The following is a 3,602-nucleotide window of genomic DNA, read 5'->3' as shown; positions in this document are numbered from 1 at the left end:
GCATGCGCGCCGACGCCGGACAAAACGACAAATAGATCGCAGGCACCGTTTCGCGCTCACCCATTACGACAAACGAACAACGATTACGCGCTCACTTATTAATGACGAACCTCGCATAGCACGTGTAGACTCATGAGCATGAAGCAGTATCAGGAGAGTCAAACGACTCTCCCAAGATTAGTGGCGAATCCTCTCCGCCTAGTCCAGAAGAATCGGTTGTTCGTTGGAACTCTGATTTTCTTAAGTATCGCTCGATTCCTTGCAGGGCAAGCAATGCCCCTGACAACTGGTAACGCCGTTAATCTGCAGCTGGATGATTTTTTAATGATTCAGTACTCGCATTTGAATTCGCATTTTCATCCATCGTCTGGATGGGATATGACATGGGCTTTGGTCAAGCCTATGTCATATTCGTATCTGATTGCGATAGCCAACCTGCTCAATATTCCATATCGCGTATGGTTCGCTCTTCTATGGATTGTGTCCGCACTGGCCGCAGTTCATGGCCTGCGTCGTTTCTGGACACATCTGCATCCCACAGTCGATTCCTTATCGTCACAAATCTTCTGGATACTGAGTTATGCTTTTTTGCTATTCTCACCGGCAGGTTTTGATGCAACGACAGCGCAACGGGTTTACAGAGAATCAATCATTCCACCGATAACGATGCTTTTGGCCGGTCTAACGTTGACGTATTTGGAGAAGTTTCTTCCTCAACGAAGCAAAAACAAGCCATGCTTGCGTCAGCAATACTTCTGGGGATTTCTGTTAGGTGTGGTCTGGGGAGTTTTCTGGTTTATCAAAGAGTCCAGCGTATGGCTGGCACCATTACTTGCCTGCATGATTCTGGTTTGCATATGTCTCCAGATTCGAAACATCATTGTTTTATGGGGCTCTCCCGCCCTGAAAAAGACCTATAAAGCAGGAATGAGTTTCGCACTCGCAATCGCCTGCTGCGTCCCCCTGCTGGTTTTCGCGTCTAGCAGTGCTGCATATCATGCCGTCAATCGGCACTTTTTTGGGATCCCTTATGCTTCAGTACGCACAGAAGGCGAGATTGCGGGCTTTTTCAAGCGTTTGTATCAGGTGGAGGACACCAATAGGACCGCAACAAATTGGGTTCCTTGGTCAGTTATGGAAAAAGCGATAGACGCATCGCCCACCCTTCGGAATCATCCAGGATTAATCGAGCGAATTAAGACTGTCCCTTTTAGCAGTGACGACGATTGGGAAACGGCGCCTCCTACCACAGATATGGGTGTGTGGAATATGATGCTCGCGCTGCAATACTCAGGACTTTACGACTCGCAAGAAGAGCCACAACAGTTATTCAAACAGATTAATGAAGAACTTGATGCGGCCAATCTGGAACAATCGAGTGGTTTTACTCCCACTCAATTGCTTCCCAAAAAGAAGCTCAGCGAATTGCCTAGCTTGGGCAGTACGCTCAGCAGCATTATTCAGACATCCGTTCTATGGCAGCATTTCGAATCAGCAGATTCGACGACTTACGTGTGCGACGACACAAGGCAGCCGCAACAATGCAGGCTTCTGGAAACTACGTTACAAACGCAAATACCCAAATCGACGGATTCGCTCGATTCTTTTAATGAGTACACGCAACGCTCATATCTGAAGATGGCAACATGTGTATTCCAAGCAAGTAAGGTATTGGCTCCTGCGTTGCTTTTCCTCGCGATAGTGGGGATACTGCTTGCATTCGCGTCTTGCATCAAATCATGGCTTCATCGATCGTTCAATCGCTCGTCTGCGTTCGCTCTATGCGTGATTGGTTTTTCCATCGCATCAGGAACGTGCATCTTCGCCCTCTCCCTAGCAGTTGCTTGGCAGTATCCCGTTACGGATTACATTAATTGGCAACAGTTAAAGTACTACACCACAGCTTTTGTGCCATTAGTCCAGCTCATCGAAATCACAGCGATTGGTTTTCTCATCCATTACTCCAAGCGAAACTATAGGTTCCGCAAAGATAGGATCACTGAAGACCATGCCTGATGATGGTTGGGAGGCAGAGCTACAGACGTTTTCTTAGGATTGGCCCTTTGATTTGGCAAGCTCCACCTCGTCCGTTTATTCAGCTGTTCTCATGATTCGTGATTTGCTACTTGACTCGGAATGAGTTGCATAGGCAATCGCTACCAGAGGCAAAAGAGGTAGAACATACCGACCTTGGAAACCGTTGAGATTTGAAGTCCAATTCAGCTGTGACAGGTCATTCCAAGTGATCGCCATCGATAAATACACCGCAGCGCACACACCTGCGGCGACAACGACTGACACAATGACGTATCGTAACGAACTCGTTATTGCTTTCCAGCCGTCCGCAATGTTGGTCTTGATGATTCGGACGAGACCTATCAACCATGACACGAACAGCGCTGCAGCAAAGGATAGGTAGAGCCACGGCATCGGAGTATCGAAAATCATCTTCGGCAATCTCAGTACATTGGTGAGCAACAGACCGACAAATGTGAAGATGTGAGATAACGCATATGACATGTTGTCACTGATATTAACCTGAGACAGCTGCCCTGAATAATTTATCTGCCACAACCCGTATACCGGCAAGGATATCAGCAACACGCTCGAGCAATAAATAATTTTCCCACGCCATTGCATGATGTTTTTCGGCAAAACGATCACCAACAAAGCTACCAGGAAATACACAACTTTAGAGAAAAACAGCAGAACCGTAATCGCGCCCAACACGCATGAGGTCGCTGTGCCGATTTGCTTGTTATTCTCAACAACGCGTACAAAAAGACCGACGAAACATGCGCTCAGCCAGAGAATCATCGCGTCTCCCATCAAACTGGAAGCGATAAACGCACTGGTTGGCAGTATGCCAATCACAACAAACACAAACTTCGCTTTGGGCAGCAATGCAATCGCAATGCTGAACATAACAATAAACACAAGAAGATTGGATAGCCTCGCAGTTTGCCACGCCTCAAACGCATGAAAATGTAGCCACATTCCTATTCGCAGTCCGAGTGCCTGCGGAATATAGTTGATAGGGAGATATTGGTTTGAACGATTGGCGTGATGTTCGCGCGGAATGCTAACGATATCGGTTCCCGTGGCAGACGGTTCACGTTGCACGCCTATCATTGGGTCGATCTGCTGCACGGATTCAGCAATAATAGCCGAAATGAGTATATTTCTGTAGCCATTGATGTCTAGATAGGCGGATTCGCCTGTAAGGGTTTGCGCTTTGGTGACATTGCCGTATGCATCCGTCACATCGTGCGCCTCGTTGGCGAACTGTCCCGTCGCAACCGCAAACGTTGACGTTGCGTGCAAATCAGGATCGGGCATTGTCAGCGGTCCCACCGCTCGCAAGAACAAACAGCTCTGCGAAAGAGCAAGCAGCACAAAAATCGCGATGAACGTGCAAGTCCGTCGCTTCTCGCAACCATTCCCCAAGAAAGACACGTTCTCAGCATACAACGTAGCGCCTCGGACACTCGGGCCACGACGTTCGTCGTAATGTTTGAGCGCGAAATTGGATTCCGTTCGTCATAAATAATGAGCGCGAAATCCCGCGCGGCCCGCGTCGTTCGCGGGGATGCTTGCCTTAT

The 3,602-nt window shown here is 48.2% G+C and carries 2 protein-coding genes; one reads left to right on the top strand and one right to left on the bottom strand.

Annotated elements, in window-relative coordinates; all coding sequences use genetic code 11:
- Nucleotides 1-138 precede the first annotated feature (138 nt).
- Nucleotides 139-2,016 carry a hypothetical protein gene (locus AC1AV0_RS10870; RefSeq protein WP_476573879.1) on the top strand — a complete coding sequence of 626 codons (1,878 nt, stop codon included), beginning with the start codon at nt 139-141 and terminating at the stop codon, nt 2,014-2,016.
- Between the two features lie 75 nt (nt 2,017-2,091).
- Here the strand turns inward: AC1AV0_RS10870 and AC1AV0_RS10865 are convergent, their stop codons facing one another.
- Nucleotides 2,092-3,339 carry a DUF2142 domain-containing protein gene (locus AC1AV0_RS10865; protein WP_476573877.1) on the bottom strand — a complete coding sequence of 416 codons (1,248 nt, stop codon included), beginning with the start codon at nt 3,337-3,339 and terminating at the stop codon, nt 2,092-2,094.
- Nucleotides 3,340-3,602 lie beyond the last annotated feature (263 nt).

This window comes from Bifidobacterium sp. LH_558, assembly GCF_056356295.1.
This window is presented reverse-complemented; position numbering and strand designations above follow the sequence as displayed.

What these genes read in the sequence shown, in the direction of transcription:
- AC1AV0_RS10870 (WP_476573879.1), top strand. Translation starts at nt 139, where the DNA reads ATGAAGCAGTATCAGGAGAGTCAAACGACTCTCCCAAGATTAGTGGCG.
- AC1AV0_RS10865 (WP_476573877.1), bottom strand. Translation starts at nt 3,339, where the DNA reads ATGCCCGATCCTGATTTGCACGCAACGTCAACGTTTGCGGTTGCGACG.